General features: G+C 71.6%; 15 protein-coding genes and 1 tRNA gene. 8 read left to right on the plus strand and 8 right to left on the minus strand.

From position 1 onward, the window contains the following. The first annotated feature begins 381 nt into the window (after positions 1–381). From VMF70_10035 to VMF70_10055, 5 genes are all read left to right on the plus strand, one after another. A tRNA-Lys gene (locus VMF70_10035) sits at positions 382–454 on the plus strand. A 124-nt stretch (positions 455–578) separates the two neighbouring features. Beyond that, positions 579–1,268, plus strand: a complete 690-nt coding sequence (locus VMF70_10040; GenBank protein HTT68356.1) for a DUF4397 domain-containing protein — start codon at positions 579–581, stop codon at positions 1,266–1,268. A 142-nt stretch (positions 1,269–1,410) separates the two neighbouring features. Continuing rightward, a complete protein-coding gene (locus VMF70_10045) occupies positions 1,411–2,004 on the plus strand; it encodes a TMEM175 family protein (protein ID HTT68357.1) in 594 nt (197 codons plus the stop codon). Positions 2,005–2,196: 192 nt separating this feature from the next. Continuing rightward, the gene (gene mgtA / locus VMF70_10050; protein ID HTT68358.1) at positions 2,197–4,821 is read left to right on the plus strand and encodes a magnesium-translocating P-type ATPase; all 2,625 of its coding nucleotides are present in this window, start codon (positions 2,197–2,199) and stop codon (positions 4,819–4,821) included. 2 nt (positions 4,822–4,823) lie between these two features. Continuing rightward, positions 4,824–5,627: a PTS sugar transporter subunit IIA gene (locus VMF70_10055; protein HTT68359.1), complete on the plus strand. Its 804-nt coding sequence runs from the start codon at positions 4,824–4,826 to the stop codon at positions 5,625–5,627. Positions 5,628–5,684: 57 nt separating this feature from the next. Here the strand turns inward: VMF70_10055 and VMF70_10060 are convergent, their stop codons facing one another. The 4 genes from VMF70_10060 to VMF70_10075 all read right to left on the minus strand — a co-directional run bounded on the left by VMF70_10060 (position 5,685) and on the right by VMF70_10075 (position 9,154). After that, positions 5,685–6,176, minus strand: coding sequence for a DinB family protein (locus VMF70_10060; GenBank protein HTT68360.1), 492 nt, complete (start codon positions 6,174–6,176; stop codon positions 5,685–5,687). A gap of 118 nt (positions 6,177–6,294) precedes the next feature. Beyond that, positions 6,295–6,882, minus strand: a complete 588-nt coding sequence (locus tag VMF70_10065; GenBank protein ID HTT68361.1) for a hypothetical protein — start codon at positions 6,880–6,882, stop codon at positions 6,295–6,297. After that, on the minus strand, positions 6,882–8,342 hold the full coding sequence (locus VMF70_10070; protein HTT68362.1) for a DUF3943 domain-containing protein: 1,461 nt from the start codon (positions 8,340–8,342) through the stop codon (positions 6,882–6,884). The genes VMF70_10065 and VMF70_10070 overlap by 1 nt, the downstream gene beginning before the upstream one ends. Next, positions 8,339–9,154: an endonuclease/exonuclease/phosphatase family protein gene (locus VMF70_10075; protein HTT68363.1), complete on the minus strand. Its 816-nt coding sequence runs from the start codon at positions 9,152–9,154 to the stop codon at positions 8,339–8,341. The genes VMF70_10070 and VMF70_10075 overlap by 4 nt, the downstream gene beginning before the upstream one ends. Before the next feature lie 131 nt (positions 9,155–9,285). Between VMF70_10075 and VMF70_10080 the strand changes: the two genes are divergently transcribed. Then, the gene (locus tag VMF70_10080; protein HTT68364.1) at positions 9,286–10,395 is read left to right on the plus strand and encodes an NADH:flavin oxidoreductase/NADH oxidase; all 1,110 of its coding nucleotides are present in this window, start codon (positions 9,286–9,288) and stop codon (positions 10,393–10,395) included. Here VMF70_10080 and VMF70_10085 read toward each other — a convergent pair. From VMF70_10085 to VMF70_10100, 4 genes are all read right to left on the minus strand, one after another. Next, positions 10,392–11,408: an adenosine deaminase gene (locus VMF70_10085; GenBank protein HTT68365.1), complete on the minus strand. Its 1,017-nt coding sequence runs from the start codon at positions 11,406–11,408 to the stop codon at positions 10,392–10,394. The genes VMF70_10080 and VMF70_10085 overlap by 4 nt on opposite strands. An 89-nt stretch (positions 11,409–11,497) precedes the next feature. Further along, positions 11,498–12,724: a hypothetical protein gene (locus tag VMF70_10090; GenBank protein ID HTT68366.1), complete on the minus strand. Its 1,227-nt coding sequence runs from the start codon at positions 12,722–12,724 to the stop codon at positions 11,498–11,500. A gap of 124 nt (positions 12,725–12,848) precedes the next feature. After that, a complete protein-coding gene (locus tag VMF70_10095; GenBank protein HTT68367.1) occupies positions 12,849–13,553 on the minus strand; it encodes a response regulator transcription factor in 705 nt (234 codons plus the stop codon). After that, positions 13,550–14,632, minus strand: coding sequence for a PAS domain S-box protein (locus VMF70_10100; GenBank protein ID HTT68368.1), 1,083 nt, complete (start codon positions 14,630–14,632; stop codon positions 13,550–13,552). Before VMF70_10100 ends, VMF70_10095 begins: the two co-directional genes overlap by 4 nt. Before the next feature lie 266 nt (positions 14,633–14,898). Between VMF70_10100 and VMF70_10105 the strand changes: the two genes are divergently transcribed. Both VMF70_10105 and VMF70_10110 read left to right on the plus strand, forming a co-directional pair. Beyond that, complete coding sequence (locus VMF70_10105; protein HTT68369.1) at positions 14,899–15,495, plus strand: NifU family protein; 597 nt, start codon at positions 14,899–14,901, stop codon at positions 15,493–15,495. Further along, positions 15,495–16,754, plus strand: a complete 1,260-nt coding sequence (locus VMF70_10110) for an ATP-grasp domain-containing protein (protein ID HTT68370.1) — start codon at positions 15,495–15,497, stop codon at positions 16,752–16,754. The genes VMF70_10105 and VMF70_10110 overlap by 1 nt, the downstream gene beginning before the upstream one ends. Positions 16,755–16,757: the final 3 nt, after the last annotated feature.

The following is a 16,757-nucleotide window of genomic DNA, read 5'->3' on the forward strand; positions in this document are numbered from 1 at the left end:
CGTCGTCGCGTTCGACGACCCCGCCCTAGGAGGCACTCCGTGGGTGAGCGTCGGCGCCGATCGGCTCTACCTCTCCGTGGCGGAGTTCGAGAGCGACATCTGGGTAGCGACGCTGCACTGGTGACGGGCACCGCTCCGGCGTCGCCCATGACGGACATGGATTCCGCATTCCAGGCAGAATGTTCGGGCTCTTGGACAGAGGCCTTGGACTGTGGGACTGAGCGTGGGGTGAGCACCAGCTGAGACGGGGCGGGAGTACGCGCTCAAAGACGAGAGCAGCGGACTGCGAGTCCGCTGTCCACGCGGAACAGCCAAGCAACGGCCAAGCAGCCGCCTGCCGGGACCACCGCAGATTCGCTAAGTTCTTTCCCTGCATAGCCTGACCGGGTAGCTCAGTTGGTAGAGCAGCGGACTTTTAATCCGCAGGTCGTGGGTTCGATGCCCACCCCGGTCACTTCCCGCTCAGTCGTTCTCAACCCCCCGCGGGTGGCTGCCTCCGGGGCCATTCGCCATGCGCTCTTGACGTCCGCCTGACGGCCGTCCCCTATAGTCACGGCGCCATGCACGGAGAGGGAGCCATGAGAACCCGTATCGTCTGCGCCTGCCTCGTGACCGCGCTGCTCGCCGGCTGCCGGGAGTTCACCAACCCGGGGAACGGCTCCAACGGTGCGCCGTCGAGCGTCCGCGTCGTCAACGCGTTCGGCGTGCCGGTGGACGTGTTCGTGGACGGCTCCCTGGTCGTGTCGGGCGTGCCGCCGGGCGAGCTCGATACGGTCGCGCAGCCGCCGGGCGACCACGCGGTGGGCTTCGCCGCGTCCGGTGGTGCCCCGGTCTCCGTGCACGTGACGACGGTTGCGGACGGGATCAACACGGTCGCGGCGGTACGCATCGGGGCCGCGCTGGCCGCCTCGGACCTCGACGACACGGCGGCCATCGTGCCGGCCGGCGCCACCAAGGTCCGCGTGCTCCACCTGGCGCCGAGCGCCGGCGAGATTTCGGTCTATCGCACCCAGCCGGACTGGGGCACCCCGATCGCGTGGCAGTTCCCCTTCACCTACGACAGCGTGACCACGGGGCCGGGCTGCCCCTACTACCAGAGCACCGTGGGCACGTGGGACGTCCGTGCCTGGCGAACGCCGTCGGAGGACTCGCTGGGATGGGCCGGCACGACCGCGCACGTGACGGTGAACCTGCGCAGCGGTGAGAAGCGCACGGTGCTGGTGCTCGACAAGCCGGGCGGAGGCATCAAGCTGCGGGTGATCGACTAGGACCCAGCGACCGCCCCACTCGCCCGTCGCCAGGGCGACGGCCCCGGTGCCGCGTTTGCTTGACACCGTGCGGTGGCGCGCCTACCATCGCGGAACCCCACCACCGTACCAGCTCGAAGCCGGACGCCGCGAGGGAGCGGGCATGCGCAAGAGCAGGCTCGAGGCGTTCAGCGACGGCGTCCTGGCGATCATCATCACCATCATGGTGCTCGAGCTGCGCGTGCCGGCCGACGCCAACCTCGCCGCGCTCGCCGCCGTGGCGCCGAAGATCCTCGGCTATTTGCTCAGCTTCGTGTTCATCGCCATCTACTGGAACAACCACCACCACATGCTCCAGGCCGTGGAACGCGTGAACGGTGCGGCCCTGTGGGCCAACATGCACCTGCTGTTCTGGCTCTCCCTCATCCCGCTGGTGACGTCCTGGATGGGCCAGCGCTTCGAGGCCCTGCCCGTGGCCGCGTACGGCGTGGTGCTGCTCGCCGCGGCCATCGCCTACTTCACCCTGTCGCGCGTCCTGCTGGCGGCGCACGGGCCCGACTCGCTGCTCGCCCGGGCGGTCGGGCGCGACGCGAAGGGCATCGTGTCGGTCCTGATCTACGTGGCTGCGGTGGGCCTGGCGTTCGTCCGGCCGGCGTTCGCCTGCGCGCTGTACGTGGTCGTGGCCCTGATGTGGCTGATCCCGGACCGGCGGATCGAGCGCCTGCTCGCGCGCGACGGGGACCGTCACTCCGGCTAGCGCGACGAGGTCTCCCGACCGCGGCCGGGCCCCGGCGACCGGACCTCGATCACCTCGACGCCCAAGTGGATGCCGCCGACGAGGCGAAGTCGGTCTGCCCCCGTACCTCGAAGCGACTCGTCCACGTAAGTTCATTGCGGTCTTCCGGCCACCATCGCCTACGAGCGCGCCAGGACTGATGAGACAGCGTCCATGACCCAGGCCCTTCCCGGGATCCACCCGTCGCAGGCGGAGAACGAGCGCCGGCTGGTCTCGTTGTGCTCGAAGCCCGCGGCGGAGGCGCTCGCGATCCTCGGCACGAGCCCCAAAGGCCTGAGTTCCGAGGAGGCGGAGCGCCGCCGGGAAGTGTACGGCCCCAACGAGCTGGCCCGCGGCAAACACCTCGGGTTCTGGGCCGACATCCTCCAGCGCTGCCGCAGCCCGCTGGTCGTGCAGCTCTTCATCATCGCCCTTGTCTCCGGGTTCATCGGGGAGCTGGCGTCCACCGCCATCGTCGGCGCCATGATCGTGCTCAGCGTCGGGCTCTCCTACGTCCTGGACCGCCGCTCGGGTCGGGCGGTCGAGTCGCTGGGCAAGCGGGTGCAGTCGCGCACCCACGTCCTCAGGGACGGGCAGGAAGCGGAGATCAAGATCTCCGACGTCGTCCCCGGGGACATCGTCATCCTCCACGCCGGCTCGATCATCCCGGCGGACCTGCGGCTGCTCGCGGCCAAGGACTTCTTCGTCAGCCAGTCGGCCCTGTCGGGCGAGTCCATGGCGATCGAGAAGTCGGCGGAGGGCCAGCCGGGTCCGGACCAGGCCGTGGCGGACTTGGCGGACGCCTGCTTCCTCGGCAGCAACGTCACGAGCGGCACGGCCCGCGGCGTCGTGGTCAACACCGGGACGCGGACGCTGTTCGGGGCGATCGCGGAGCGGCTGACGGAGCGCCGGGAGGAGACCAGCTTCGACCGGGGCGTGCGGTCGTTCACCTGGCTGATGATCCGCTTCATGGTCGTGATGGTCTTCGCGGTGTTCCTGATCGTCGGGATCACCAAGGGCAACTGGGTCGAGGCGCTGCTGTTCGGGCTCTCGATCGCCGTCGGCCTCACGCCCGAAATGCTGCCGATGATCGTCACCGTGAACCTGGCCAAGGGTGCGCTGACGATGGCCGGCAAGAAGGTCATCGTCAAACGGCTCCCCGCCATCCAGAACTTCGGCGCCATCGACACGCTGTGCACGGACAAGACCGGGACGCTGACCCAGGACGCGGTCGTGCTCGAGCGGCACGTCGGCATCACCGGCCTGGAGAGCCAGGACGTCCTGAACTACGCCTACCTCAACAGCTACTTCCAGACGGGCCTGCGCAACCTGATCGACAAGGCGGTGCTCGAGCGGACCGATCTGGACGTGGAGCACAACTGCCGCCTCGTGGACGAGCTGCCCTTCGATTTCCAGCGCCGCCGGATGTCGGTGGTGGTGGACTACGAGGGCGACCACGTCCTGATCTGCAAGGGAGCCGTGGAGGAGATCTACTCCTGCTGCAACCGCTACCAGGTCGGCGACGAGGTCTTCACGCTGATCGACGTGATCCGCGCGGACCTGTTCGAAGAGGTCGAAGACCTCAACAGCCAGGGCTTCCGCGTTCTCGGCATCGCGTACCGGGAATTCCCCCGCGAGCGGACCACCTTCACGGCGGCCGACGAGAGCCAGCTGGTGCTGCTCGGCTACATCGCCTTCTTCGACCCCCCGAAGGACTCCGCCGAGTCGGCGCTGAAGCTGCTCACGGCGGCGGGCGTGCGGATGAAGGTCCTGACCGGTGACAACGGACTCGTGACCCGGAAGGTGTGCCAGGACGTCGGGCTGCCCGTCGAGCGCATCGTCACCGGCGCCGAGCTGGCGAAGCTCCCGCCCGACGAGCTGACCCGGGTCGCCCAGGACGTGGACGTCTTCGTGAAGCTGTCGCCGGTGCAGAAGGAGCAGATCGTGCGGGCGCTGCAGGCGAGCCACCACGTCGTCGGGTTCATGGGCGACGGCATCAACGACGCCCCCGCGCTCAAGGCGGCCGACGTGGGCATCTCGGTGGACTCGGCGGTGGACGTCGCCAAGGAGGCCGCGGACATCGTCCTGCTGGAGAAGAGCCTGCAGGTGCTGGAGGAGGGGATCATCGAGGGCCGCAAGGTCTTCGCCAACATCACCAAGTACATCCGCATGGGCGCCAGCTCGAACTTCGGCAACATGTTCAGCGTCGTCGGCGCGAGCTACCTCCTGCCGTTCCTGCCCATGCAGCCGATCCAGATCCTGACCAACAACCTCCTCTACGACTTCTCGCAGACGGGCATTCCGTCCGACCGCGTGGACGAGGAGCTGATCGCCCGTCCCCTCAAGTGGAACATCGGCAACATCAAGCGCTTCATGGTCTTCATCGGGCCGATCAGCTCGATCTTCGACTACGCCACCTTCGGCCTGATGTGGTTCGTCTTCCGGTGCAGCGGCTATGCCGATGCGGCCCTCGGCGCGGGACAGCACCTCCAGCTCGCGAGCCTGTTCCAGACGGGGTGGTTCGTGGAATCGCTGTTGACCCAGACCCTGATCGTCCACATCATCAGGACCAGACGCATCCCCTTCATCGGGAGCAGGGCATCGCTGCCGATGACGTTGACCACGCTGGCCGTGATGGGCGTCGGCGCCTGGCTCCCGTATTCACCGTTCGCCGGCGCGCTCGGGTTGGTGCCGCTGCCGCCGGTCTACTGGGCGTGGATCGCATCCTTCCTGCTGACGTATGCGGCGCTGACCCACGTGGTGAAGACCTGGTTCATCGGGCGCTTCGGAGCTGAGTAGCGATGGATTCCCTGCTGGACGCGCTGCAGGAAGGCCGGCTGATCGAGCTGCCCGAGAACAACCGGGACGACGCGCTGCACTTCCTGGCCCACATCCTCGAGGCGGTTCCGTCGGTTCCGGCCGGGACCGACGTGGTGGGGCTGGTCATGGAGCGCGAGCGCGCCACCAGCACGGCGCTCGGCAAGGGCTGGGCGTGTCCGCATGCGCGCGTGCCGTTCGAGGAGGAGATGGTCTGCGCGCTCGGGTGGAGCCCCGCCGGCATCGACTACGGGGCGCCGGACGGGATGCCCATCTCGGTCATCGCCATGTACCTGGTGCCGTCGAACCAGCGCAACCACTACCTGCGGGAGATCTCGCTCCTCGCCAAGGCCCTGACGGCCTACCCGGACCAGGACAAGCTCCGCTCCGCCAAGGACCTCAACGACGTCCGCAACTACCTCCTCGACCTGATCGGCTCGACCAAGGACACCGTCGGCCCCGATGCGCGGGCCCGGATGATCCAGCTCCAGGGCAAGCAGGCCTTCCCGGCGCTGAGCGCGGCCGACCTCGCGAACCTGATCGTCGAGCCGCTGACCCTGGTCGCCGTCCCGGGCACGAAGCCCGTGGTCCTCACCCAGAGCGCCGCCCTCGGCCAGGCCCTCGACGGCGCGTCGGGCCTGATCGAGAAGCTGGACGCCGAGGGGACGTTCCAGAACGGCGGATGGCGCGTGGTCAAGCGCGGCACGCTCAGCTACCAGGGCGGCCGCGTCGTGTACGACTGCCTGGCGCTCAAGCTCCTGGGCGGGGGTCCGCCGCCGCCCAAATAGCCTGCCGTGCGCGGCGGGCAGCCCGCCCGCCGCCGTGACGCCGTCCGCCGCCTTCCGCTACCAGGTCTTCTCGTCCGCCGTGGGTCCGTAGATCGACGGCACCGGCACGTCCAGCAGCCGGAGGTACACCGTGAGCTGGCCCCGGTGGTGCGCGAGATGGCTGATGTGGTTGCGGACCACCACGCCGCGGGGCGCCGTGAACAGCACCCGCGCCCCGTGCTTGAGCGACCACGTCGTCGCGAAATCGGCGTCCGCCGCCGCGGCCAGCGCCTCACGGCCCGCCGTGACGTTGGCGTCGAACCCGCGCAGCAGGACCTCGGTCGGCTCGAAGCTGTAGTGCGCGCCGCTGGCGAGGTCGAGGTGCGGCTCGCGCAGCGTCTGCGCGATCCACCCCGGCATCCAGGACACGAGCTGCGCCAGGTGGCCCAGCGGGAACGACTTCGGGTGGGGCTTCCACTGCCCCTTGTCGCCCGGCACGCGCTCGAGGAGCCGGCGGGTGCTCTTCATCTCCTGGTCGAATTCCGGGATCAGGTCACGGCCGATGCTCATCGTGCGCTCGTCGTTGTCGTTGCTGGATGGTTCGGCGGGGCACTCCGAAGATCGGCATGCGCCGGTCGTCCGGCAACATCGTGGGATTCTGCGGCGCTCCCGACGAGCGCCCGCGCGGTCAGCGCAGCACCACCGCCAGGCCGATGCGGGTCACGTACGCGATCACGTCGTTCGCCGGCTGCCCGTTCACCGTGAGGTCGCCCAGGGCGGCGAGGTGGCTCGCCAGCTGGAGGGTGACGCCGAAGTGGCGACTCACCGGCAGATCGTAGCCCACGCCCAGGTCGAGACCGACGCCCGTGTTCTGGACCGTCTGGGGCTGGGCGCCGCTCGCCGCGGGCGTCACCGGCCCCTGGACCACCCCGGTGCCGGCGCGCACGAACAGGCCGGCCGCGGTCCACGGGTACCACTGGACGATCGCGAGCAGGCTGCGCACGCGCTGGGTACGGCTGCCCGTGGTGCCCGTCCAGGCCTGGCCCTGCACGCCGAGCAGCACGTTGTGCGTCGGGGCGCCGCCGATGGACACCGTGATCTCGACGCCGGTGGCCACGGCGATGCTCGAGCAGGTGGTGCACGTCAGCGAGAGACGGCCGGGGCCGAAGCCGATGTCCGCCCACAGGCCCCCGCGATAGGGGATCTGGGCGCGCGCCGCGGGCGCAGCGAGCGCGAGCAGCAGCGCGGCCAGCGGGGCGGCGCGGCGGCCGGCCACTAGGGCAACGCCGCGGCGGTGGGCCGCCGGTGCGTCTGCCAGGTGACGAAGGCCCGGTAGTCGGGGTAGGTCGCGGCTTCCTCGGGCAGGCCGACGTAGGTGCTGCGCCGCGTGTACCACCCGGCGTACGCCCCCAGGCCGAGCCGCCGTCCGAGCGGCAGGCCGATTTCGACGCTGGGGAGGTTGGTGAAGTGATCGGCCGGTGACCCGCTCACCGAATGCACCAGCGTCCCGTGCCAGCGCGCCGTCAGCAGCGGGAACGTCCGCTTCAGGAGCGACGCCGAGGCGTCGAAGCCGACGCCAGGCCCGAAGTCGTAGGTGCGGGGCGTGCCCGGAATGCCGGCGCCCGGCGCGTCCACGGCGCCGAGCACGATCCCCTCGGCGTAGCCCTCGAGCCGCACGTCCCATCCCCTGCGCAGCGTGAACCCCGCCACCAGCCCGACGTCGAAGCTCTGCCCGCCGTATTTGTAGGCGGGGTTGCCGGCGTACTCGAACTTCTGGAGGACGGTGAAGAAGGTGCGGACGTCGGTGGAGCGGTTCGTGAACTCGTGCGAGAACAGCCGGCCGGCCACCCGCAGCTCGTTGACGGGGTAGGCGCCGGCGCCGATCAGCAGCCGGGCGGTGAAGACGTCGAACGGTTCCGCGTACCGGGTCGTGAACGGGTCGCCGTAGTCCAGCTCCGCGACGAGCGTGCTCGCCAGGCTCCGCCGGTGGTCCGGCCCCGAATCCACGGCCAGCCGGGCGCCGCCCTCGAGCTGCAGCGTCAGCGCGCCGGGCACGCGCGCGGAGGAGTCGGCCGTGACGCGCGTGAAGTCCCCGGCCAGGAGGCGGCGGATGGTTCCGACCGGGTCGAGCGGCGCGGCGGCGACCTCGCGGAGGATGCGCTCCGCGCCGCGCGCCCGGTTGTCGCGCACCAGCGCGACCAGGCGGTAGGTCATCTCGCCCAGGGCGATGCCGCCGAACGAGGTGTTGTAGAAGTCGTTGAGCGACGGGCGGTTCGTCTCGCCGAAGTACTCCCACTCCGCCGAGCCCAGGAAGGCCAGCGGCGCCGCCTCCCAGAAGTCGAGGCCGTTCTCGCGGCCGGAGCGGAAGTACACCCCGCCGTGCGTCGGGTGCATGAACATGTTGGTGTTGAATTCGTCGGTGTCCCACTCCCACCCGCGGCGCAGGTTGTCGCTCCACGTCCGCGGCCCGACCCGGGCCCAGTAGCCCTCGCGCAGGGACCACGCGTTGCGGACCCAGTCGTCGAACCGGTTCAGCACCACGTTGACGGCGATGCCCTCGAGCGCGGCCTTGAGCGGCCGCTTCGGCACCCGAGCCGGGACGTCGCCCGGGGGAGCCGCAACTGGCGGAGCGGGCGGCGCGGCGGCCGACGTGTCCTGACCGGCGAGCACGGGCGCGCGGAGGGCGAGCACCGCGACGGCGGCGAGAACGATCGGCCGGCGGCCGGCGCGCGTCACGGCCCGGTCTCCGCCGGCAGCACCACCCGTGCCCAGACGGGCTTGTGGTCGCTCGCGCCGCGGACGTTCTTCACCAGCCCGACGGCCGGGTTCCCGGCCGCCTCCATGCCCTTCAGAAGGACGTGATCCATGTCCCAGAAGGCCTCGGTCCGGCCCAGATGGTCGGTGGGCCACGCGTAGCCGTCGGCCCGCGCGATCTGGGGGACGGAGCTGCTGTTGAAGTCGCCGCCGAGCACCACCAGCGGATAGCGGCGGGCGTCGGCCAGGACGGCGGCGAGCTGCTCGCGGCGCGCGCGGGGACCCAGCTCGAACATGGTCGCGAGGTGCACGCTGTAGACGCGCACCTGCCGCCCCTCCACGCGAATCGTGGCCGCGACGGCCGCCCGCTGGGTACGGCGGTTCCGGGCCAGGTGCGGCAGGATGATCTTGCGATCGTCCTCGATGGGGAAGCGCGACAGGATCGCGTCGCCGAAGTCCCGGTGGGTCGTGGGACTCACCGTGGCGGGATAGTAGACCCAGGCCAGGCCGAGGGAATCGGCGATCGTCCGCGCGCCCGGCTCGTCCATCTCCTGGAGCAGCAGGATGTCGGGATCGCGCAGCGCGTCGGTCGTGCGAATCAGGCTGATCGCGAGCTCGACGTGCCTGGCGTACTGGATGTTGAACGCCACGACCTTCAGGGTATCGGCGGGCCGCGGTGCCGCCGCCGTGCCACCGGCGTAGCGGGGCCCCAGCGGATCGGTGTAGTTGACTACGGCCGTCGTGCAAGCGGCAAGCAGCCCAGCGGCGACGAGACCCACCGCGCGACCGACCACGCCCCAACATGCTTCCTACGGGCCAGGGACTCAAGGACGACTGGCGTCGGAATTCCGACGGCCGGCTGGGTATCATGAGGTGCCGGGGCAAGTGAGCCGCCCGGCCGGCATCACGTGAAAGGGCTGCCCCCGTGACGCATCTGCTCGATCCTCTTCCGCTCCGCGGCCTCACGTTCGCGAGCCGCGTCTTCGTCTCCCCGATGTGCCAGTACTCCAGCGACGACGGGTTCGCGAACGACTGGCACCTCGTCCACCTCGGGAGCCGCGCCGTGGGCGGTGCGGCGCTGGTCTTCACCGAGGCCACCGCCGTCACGGCCGATGGCCGCATCAGCCCCGAGGACCTCGGGATCTGGAAGGACGAGCACGTCGAACCGCTCGCCCGCATCGTCCGCTTCGTCCACGGCCAGGGCGTCCACGCGGGGCTGCAGCTGGCGCACGCGGGCCGGAAGGCGAGCACCTGGCGGCCGTGGGCCGGCAAGACCGGCAGCGTGCCCCTTCCGGAGGGCGGGTGGACGGCGGTCGCGCCGAGCGCGGTGGCATTCGAGGGGTACGCCGCGCCGGCGGCCCTGGACGAGCACGGCATCCGGGACGTCGTCGTCGCCTTCGCGAAGGCGGCGGCCCGGGCGCGGGAGGCGGGCTTCCGGGTCGTCGAGGTCCACGCGGCCCACGGCTACCTGTTGCACCAGTTCCTCTCGCCGCTGAGCAACCGGCGCACCGACCGCTGGGGCGGGTCGTTCGAGAACCGCGCCCGCCTGGCGCGGGAGGTGGTCGAAGCCGTGCGGCGCGAGTGGCCGGAGCGGCTGCCGCTGTTCGTGCGGGTGTCCGCGACCGACTGGGTCGAGGGAGGATGGGACGTCGAGCAGACGGTGGAGCTGGCGCGGTCGCTCGGTCCGCTGGGCGCGGACCTGGTGGACTGCTCGTCGGGAGGCCTCGTGGCGCACGCGAAGATCCCGGTCGCCCCGGGCTATCACGTGCCGTTCGCGGAGCGGGTCCGCCGCGAGGCGGGAGTCCCGTCCGGCGCCGTGGGACTCATCACCACCGCGGCGCAGGCGGACGAGATCGTGCGTGCGGGCAAGGCGGACGCCGTGCTGCTCGCGCGGCAGCTCCTGCGCGATCCGTACTGGCCGCTCCACGCGGCCGAGGAGCTGAAGGCGGCCGCGACGTGGCCGGCGCAGTACCTGCGGGCGGCGCCCGCGGGCACCGCCCGGCGAATCGCCGAACCGGCCCCGGACGGCGCCTAGCGCGCGTCCGGGTGGTCGGCCAGGAAGCAGTCGAGGTCCTCGAGGCGGCCGCGCTTCTCGACCGGCGAGAGGAACGAGGCCAGGAACGAGTTGCGCGTGAGCTGAACGATCTCGTCCCGGGTCAGCCCGAGCGCCTCGCGCGCCGCGCGGAAATTCGCGCCGATGTAGCCGCCGAAATAGGCCGGGTCGTCGGAGCTGATCGTGACGCACAGGCCCTGCCGCAGCATCTGCCGCAGCGGGTGATCCGCCATCGCCTCGAACACGCGCAGCTTGACGTTGGAGAGCGGGCAGACGGTGAGCGGCACGTGCTCGGCGGCGAGGCGCTCGACCAGGCCGGGGTCCTCGAGGCAGCGGACCCCGTGGTCGATGCGCCGTACCTTCAGCAGGTCGAGGGCCTCGCGGATGTACTCGGGCGGCCCCTCCTCGCCGGCGTGCGCCACGGTCAGGAAGCCGGCCCCCCGCGCCCGGTCGAATACGGCGCGGAACTTCGACGGCGGGTGACCCACCTCCGACGAATCGAGCCCGACCGCGACGATCCACTCCTTGAAGGGCAGCGCCTCCTCGAGCGTGGCCGCCGCGGCCTCGGCGCTGAGGTGCCGCAGGAAGCAGAGTATCAGGCCGGAGCTCATCCGCAGCCGACGCTCCGCGTCGGCCAGGGCGCGGTGAATGCCGGTCACGACGGTCCCGAACGCCACCCCGCGGGCGGTGTGGGTCTGCGGGTCGAAGAAGATCTCGGCGTGCCGGACGCCGTCGGCGTGCGCCCGCTCCAGGTACGCCCAGGTCAGGTCGTAGAAGTCGCGCTCCGCGAGCAGGACCTTCGCGCCTTCGTAGTAGATGTCGAGGAAATCCTGCAGGTTCGAGAACCGGTAGGCGCGGCGGACGTCGGCCACCGAGCGGAATCGCAGCGGGACCTCGTTGCGGCGGGCGATGGCGAACATCAGCTCCGGCTCGAGGGTCCCCTCGATGTGCAGGTGCAGCTCGGCCTTGGGCAGGTCCCGGATGAAGTCGTCCACGCGCCGCCGCGCTCGGGGTACGCGGCCAAGTATAGGAAAGGGGGAGCCGGTCGGCCAACCCGGCTCCCCCTCGTTGCGCCTCCCCCGGACTACCAGCGGTCGCGGTATGCGAAGCCCCGATGCCCGGGCAGCTCGAACACCATCCCCACGGCGGCGTGGTCGGAAGGCCACAGACCGGAAGCCGTGCGGTCGTCAGGCTGGTTGCCGAAGATCGCCGCGTGCACGTCGCGCGCCCGGCCGAACCGGTCACGCAGGAGCACGAGGTCAATCCGCGTGGTGAGCTGCAAGGCCGGGTAGGGGACCAGCACGCCGTTCGCGTCCAGGGCGCCGACGCCGTCGGCCGGGCCGTTGGTGAGCCCCGGGTCGTGCGGGTGGGCCACCGGCCACAGGTCGGTGAACCCGGCGCCCGTCACCAGGGCGTAGGTCGGAGCGAAGTCGGCGGAGACGCCGGGACCGGAGTTGAAGTCACCCACCCAGACCACGGGATCCCGCACCTGGTCGAGCAGGCCGAGCAGCTCCTGCGCCTGCAGGTAGTTGATCTGCCCGTTCTCCGCCTCGAGGTGGCTGGCCACGAAGTGGAACGTCCGGTCGTCCACGGTCACCTTCACGGAGCACCAGCCGCGGTAGAGTCCCGTCTGGGTCCCGAGCAGGCTCAGTGGGATGAAGGCCTGGTACTTCCCGTTCTGCGCGTCGCGGAAGTGGACGCCGGCCTTGACCAGGATGGCGTCGCCGTCCTGGAAGCGGACCAGGGCGAACGCGGTCGGGTTGCCCGATGCATCGAACGCGGTCGGCACGGGCGCCGAGACGTCGCTGGTGCGGACCACGCTGGCCGCCACGTAGTGCAGGTGGCGCGCCTGGAGCGAGTCGAGGACGAGCGCGAGGAAGTCGTACTGCACCACGGCGGGCGCCCCCTGTCCCGTGGTCGGATCGAATGGCGCCGAGACGCTCCAGATTGCAGCCTCCTCGAGGCCGATCACGTCCGGCCGCACCGAGGCGATCTGGTCGGCGATCTTGCCCGCGCGCGCCGGGAAGTCGGTCTGCTGCAGCTCGGCGTAGGCCCGGACGGCAGCGACGAGGAAGTCCTGCTCGGTGGTCGCCGCGAGGATGGGGCCGAGGTCGGTGCCGAGGTAGATGTTGTACTGCATGACCCTCAGCCCGGGTTCGCCGGGCCCGGGGAGGGCGTCGCGCCCGTCGCGGTTGGCGGCGAGCGTTTCGTCGGTCGCGGCGACGGCGGCGTTGGATGGGCTGGCGATCCGGTCGCTCTGACAGGCGGCGGCCGCCAGGCCGACCAGGGCGAACAAGGCGAGACGCTTCACGGTGCACCTCTGCGCTGGGTGTGCCGATCACGGAAACCTCGGCCCGTCAAGCCAGCGTCAAGCGAGCACACCGCCCGTTGCCGAGCGAGCTTCAGGGGAATGGTGTCGATGGCCGGGCGCGTCTCTACGCCGGCTGCTCCGCCTCCGCCGTGCCGCCGTCCAGGGACGAGGTCTCGACGCTCACGAGTCCGGTGCGAAGCGCGTAGCGCACCAGCGCCGCGCGACCCCTGAGACCGAGCTTCTTCGACAGGCGCGCGCGGAAGGTCTCCACCGTCTTCACGCTCAGCCTGAGGCGCGAGCCGATCTGACGGTTGCTGAATCCCAGGGCCAGGTAGCGCAGCACCTGGCTCTCGCGCGGGCTCAGCAGCGCCCGCGCCCGCGGGCCGGCGGCCCGTCCGGGGCGCGCGTCCTCGGCCACCGGCCGAGCGCCGGCCGGCGGTGCGTCCACGGCACGCCGTCCGCGGCCGACGGCCCGAATGACGGAGAGCAGCTCGGTGTCGGCCATGCGCTTGACCACGTAGCCCGAGGCGCCGGCGGCGACGGCCGACTCCGCGTACGCCGGGTGGTCGTGCATGGTCAGCACCACGACCTTGGCCTTCGGGCGGGCGCGGGAGACGTGACGGATGGTGTCGAGCGCGTTGGTGCGGGGCATGGTGAGGTCGAGCAGCACCACGTCCGGCTTGGACTCCGTGGTGCGGCGCACGGCCTCCCGGCCGTCGGCGGCCTCGGCCACCACCTCCATGTCGGGCTGGCCGTTGATGAGCAGGCGCAGCCCCGACCGCAGGACCGCGTGGTCGTCGGCGACGAGCACCTTGAGCTTGGCAGTCACCGGGTCCGCCGCGCCGCCCGGCGTGCCGGCAGGGGCAGGGCCACGGCGACCACCGTGCCGCGCCCGGGCGACGATTCGATCGCGGCGGTGCCGGCCAGGGCCGCCGCGCGCTCCCGGATGCCCAGCAGTCCGAGCGAGCGCGGCCTTTTCGCGGCGCCGTCGAAGCCGCGCCCGTCGTCCTTGACCACGAGGTCCACGGCGGTCCGCGAGCGGGTGAGCGCGATGTCCACGCGGCGGGCCCGGGCGTGCCGCGTGACGTTCGTCAGCGCCTCCTGCGCGATGCGGAACAGCGCGGTCTCGACCGGCAGCGGCAGCCGCCGCGACCCGAGGCCGGACGTGCGGACCCGGACGGGGATCCCGAGCTTCTCCGCGACGTCGGCGGCGTACCGCCCGAGCGCGGGGGCGAGGCCGAGATCGTCGAGCATGCTGGGGTGCAGGCCGCGCGCCAGGCGCCCGAGGTCCACGATCGTGTCGGCGAGTCCCTGCCGCAGCCGGGTCGCGTGCGCCTTCGCCTCACCGAGCGACCTGGCGTCCTGCAGGCTCCGGAGCCGCACGATCATCGTCGCGAGCGCCTGGCCGGCTTCGTCGTGCAGCTCCCGGGCGATCCGCCGGCGCTCCTCGTCCTGTGCCGAGACGAGGCGATCGACGTACCTCCGGCGCTCCTCGCTGAGCGCGCGCTCCGCGGCGCCGCGCTCCGTGAGGTCGCGCACCGCCGCGATGAACGCCGTTGCGCCGGCCCGTTTCATCCGAACGAGGCTGATTTCCGCGGGGAACTCCGTGCCGTCCTTGCGCAGGCCGGCCAACTCGAGTCCGGCCCCCATCCGCCGGCCGGCCGGCCGGGCCCGGTAGGTCGCGTGCAGTACGGCGTGTCGCGCCCGATGCCGTTTCGGCACGAGTGCCCGCAAGGGCAGGCCGATCAGCTCGTTGCGCCGGTATCCGAACAAGCGCGCCGCCTCCGCGTTGCCTGCAATGACGCGACCGGAGCTTCCGACCACCACGGTCGGGTCCGGCAACGCCGCGACGAAGTCCCACGCCGGATCGGCGGAGACCCGGTCCCGGCGGCCGTGCCGACGCGTCACCCCGGCCTCACCCGCGAGCCGGCTCGCTGCGGGTCGCTGCCTCGAGCTCGGCGCGCGCGACGCCGCGCCCCACCCGCGCCGGCACGTCGGCCGTGCCGATGAGCCAAGGTGAGGAGATCACCACGTGCCCCCTTCATATAGGGGAGTCCGCTTATCCCTATTAGTAACCGTGTGTGCGGAATCGCGCACCACCTCGATCGCCGGCAGCCGAGGGCTCTCCCTGACCCGAGTTGACCCGGGACGGGGCGTAGTGGGATAATTCGTTCGTGGACAGTGAGATAAGGATCACAGCCGAGCCCATCGACGCAACCCGCTGCCGGTTCGTCGTCAGCAAGCCGGTGTACGAGGGCGTCCGCCGCTTCGTCACGGCCCAGGAGGCGGAGGGGTCACCGCTGGCGGTGGCGTTGTTCGCCGTCCCCGGCGTCCGGGAAGTCGTGGTGTCGGGCGGGACGGTCACCGTGACGAAGGAAGGGCCCGCGCCCTGGCAGGTGACCGGCAAGCAGGTCGGCGCGGCGATCAGGGACGCGCTGGCTGGCGCCGTGCGGCCGGTCGCGGCTGCGCCGGGATCCGCGGCGTCCGGCGACGACGAGGCGCTGTACTCGCGGGTCGCCGACCTGTTCGAGGCCGAGATCAATCCCGCGGTCGCGCGGCACGGCGGCTTCGTCGAGCTGATCGACGTGCAGGATGCGGTCGTGATGCTGCGAATGGGCGGCGGCTGCCAGGGCTGCGGCATGGCCGACGTGACCTTGCGGCAGGGCATCGAGACGGCGCTGCGCCAGCGCGTGCCGGAGGTCGCAGGCATCGTGGACATCACCGATCACTCGGCGGGCACCAACCCCTACGTGACCGCAGCGAAGAAATAGTGGGCGCCCGGGCGCGCCTCCTCCTCCTTCTCCCCAGCACGACCTACCGGACCGCCGCCTTCGTCGAGGCCGCGCGCCGGCTCGACGTGGATCTCACCGTGGCTTCCGATCAGGACAGCGTGTTCAGCGGCCGGGAGCCCGAGGGCCTGGCGACCTTCGACTTCGCGCACCGCGAGCGCGCGGTGGGCCAGGCGGCGGCGTTCGCGGCCGAGCACCCCGTGGCGGCGGTGGTGGGCGTGGACGACGACACGGCCGTCGTCGCCGCCGCGATCGCGGCGGCGCTCGGCCTGCCGCACAATCCGCTCGCGGCGACGCTGGCCGCGCGGAACAAGCTCGACCAGCGCGTGGCCCTCGCCGCCGCCGGCGTCCCGGTGCCGGAGTTCCGGGCCCACGCGCTCGCCGAGGATCCGCGGGCGGCGGCTCACTCGGCGCATTATCCCTGCGTGCTGAAGCCGCTGTGCCTGTCGGCGAGCCGGGGCGTGATCCGCGCCGATTCGCCGGACGGCTTCCTCGCTGCCCACGGCGTGCTGAGCGGCATTCTCGGCTTGCCCGACGTCGCCGCGCGGGGCGAGGAGTCGCGGCGCTACCTGGTGGAGTCGTTCGTGCCGGGCCCGGAGTTCGCGCTCGAGGGGCTGCTCGAGGGCGGCCGGCTGCGGGTGCTGGCGCTGTTCGACAAGCCGGATCCGCTCGACGGCCCGTACTTCGAGGAGACGATCTACCTGACGCCGAGCCGTCTGGACGTGGCGGCCCGCGGCTCCCTCGCGGCGTGCGCGGAGCGGGCGGCCGCGGCCCTGGGCCTCGTGTCGGGCCCGGTGCACGTCGAGCTGCGGCTCAACGACGCGGGGCCGTGGCTGATCGAGCTGGGGGCGCGGCCCATCGGCGGGCGTTGCAGCCAGGTGCTGCGCTTCGGCGAGGGCGCGGACGCGCTGTCGCTGGAGGAGCTGCTGCTGAGGCAGGCGCTCGGCCTGCCGGTGCCCACGTTCGAGCGGGAGGCGTCGGCCGCCGGGGTGATGATGATCCCGGTGCCGGGAGCGGGCGTGCTGCGGGCCGTGGGCGGCGTGGAGGGGGCGCGCCGCGTGGCCGGCGTGGAGGACGTGTCGATCACCGCGCACGTCGGACAGCGGCTGGTCCCGCTGCCGTGGGGGACGCAGTACCCGGGCTTCATCTTCGCACGCGGCTCATCGGCGGCGGTCGTGGAGGCGGCGCTGCGGCGGGCGCACGCGTGCCTCCGCTTCGAGCTGGCGATGCACGGAGACTGAGCG

The organism is Gemmatimonadales bacterium (genome assembly GCA_035502185.1).
Taxonomy (GTDB): Bacteria; Gemmatimonadota; Gemmatimonadetes; order Gemmatimonadales; family JACORV01; genus Fen-1245.